The organism is Arthrobacter mobilis, assembly GCF_012395835.1.
GTDB lineage: Bacteria > Actinomycetota > Actinomycetes > Actinomycetales > Micrococcaceae > Crystallibacter > Crystallibacter mobilis.
In genome coordinates, this window is record NZ_JAAZSQ010000056.1 from 1 (window position 1) to 1479 (window position 1479).

2 protein-coding genes are annotated in these 1479 nt (G+C 66.1%); one reads left to right on the forward strand and one right to left on the reverse strand.

The window, feature by feature from the left end; translation table 11 throughout:
• Positions 1–409, forward strand: a 409-nt coding sequence (locus tag HGG74_RS20780) for a phosphoribosylanthranilate isomerase (RefSeq protein ID WP_168489438.1), incomplete at its 5' end; no start/stop codon positions are given.
• A gap of 10 nt (positions 410–419) precedes the next feature.
• Here HGG74_RS20780 and HGG74_RS20785 read toward each other — a convergent pair.
• Positions 420–1451 carry a protein-disulfide reductase DsbD domain-containing protein gene (locus HGG74_RS20785; RefSeq protein WP_168489440.1) on the reverse strand — a complete coding sequence of 344 codons (1032 nt, stop codon included), beginning with the start codon at positions 1449–1451 and terminating at the stop codon, positions 420–422.
• Positions 1452–1479 lie beyond the last annotated feature (28 nt).

Sequence of the window (1479 nt, forward strand, 5' to 3'; positions counted from 1 at the left end):
GCTGAACGCGCTGCAGCTGCACGGTTCGGAATCGCCCGAACGCGTGGCCCAGTTGCGCGCGCGGTTTGGCAAGCCGGTGTGGAAGGCGCTGCCCGTCGCCAGCGCCAGCGATGTCGCACGCGCCGCAGCCTATGCCGGGGCGGCGGACTTGATCTTGTTCGACGCCAAGACCCCCAAAGGCGCGCTGCCCGGCGGCATGGGGTTGGCGTTCGACTGCTCGCTGCTGGCCGGATATCGCGGTGCCTTGCCGTGGGGGCTGGCAGGCGGGCTAAATCCGACGAATGTTGCCGAGGCGATTGCGCGCACCGGAGCGCCGCTGGTCGATACCTCCAGCGGCGTCGAAAGCGCGCCGGGCGTCAAGGATACCGACAAGATTACCAATTTCGCCTTTGCGGTGCGCTTGGCCTAAATCGCGTCGATCAATAGGCGTCGTTCAGCGCAAAGATCGGCTTGCGGGTGCGCCACTGCCCTCGGGTGAAGTCGGGAAAATCTAACGTGCGATTGCCCTCAGCAATCGATTGTTCCGACAGAGGCGTGATCGCGCTCCAGGCCAGCGCGTCGTAAATGTCGATTGGCATCGGGGCCTTGGCCTTCAGCGCCTCGACAAAAGCGTGGATCACGAACCAGTCCATCCCGCCATGCCCGGCCCCTGCCGCCAGCTCGGCGTAGCGTTTCCATAGCGGGTGATCGTATTTCGCAAACCAGCCCTCGGCAGGCTCCCAGCGGTGCGGCTGTGGGCTCTTGCCCTCCAGATAGATCGACTTGTTGACGTCCATCCACAGCCCCTCGGTGCCTTGCACCCGAAAGCCGAGAGAATAGGGGCGCGGCAGCGAGGTGTCGTGGCACAGCATGATCGTTTCACCATTAGTGCAGCCGATCATGGTGTTGACCACATCACCCAGTGCGAATTTCACCTCGGCGTTGGGATGATCGGCAGAGCCGTTCTTGACGACATAATCATGCAGCCCGCGCGCCTTACAGCCGAAGCCGCCAGCGCCCGCTTCGCCCGGCAACGCGACCTTCAGGGTGCGGGTCTGCGGCGGGTAGCACACGCCGGCATCGGCGCAGCCCTGGTACTTCACGGTCAGGGTGGTCGCGCTCGCGCCGGCCGCGGGCGTGCCGGTGAGGGTGCCGAGCAATTCCTTGCGGTAGGTTTCGACGTCGCCGAAGAATTCGTCGCGGTAGGCCTTGCCCTTCGGCAGCGCCATGGTCGCGCCGGTGAAGGCGGCATCGGCCTTGACCGAGGTGCGGTGCCGGTACAGGTAATAGCCGTCGGCGATCCGCCAGCGCACCTCGATGCGGTCCGGCGCGGTGGCCTGCGCGGACAGGACGAAGACCTCGTCGACCGGCGGCAGTTCGAAGTCCTGGGCGACGGCCGAGGTCGCGGGCAGCGCAAGCAGCAGGGCGAGCCCGGCCAGCCAGCGGCGCAGGCGGATCGTGGATGCGGTCATTGGCTCAGTTTACCGGTCGGCTCTCGGC

Bases quoted from the DNA above. Each gene is read 5' to 3' on its own strand.
- HGG74_RS20785 (WP_168489440.1), bottom strand. From the start codon at position 1,451: ATGACCGCATCCACGATCCGCCTGCGCCGCTGGCTGGCCGGGCTCGCC.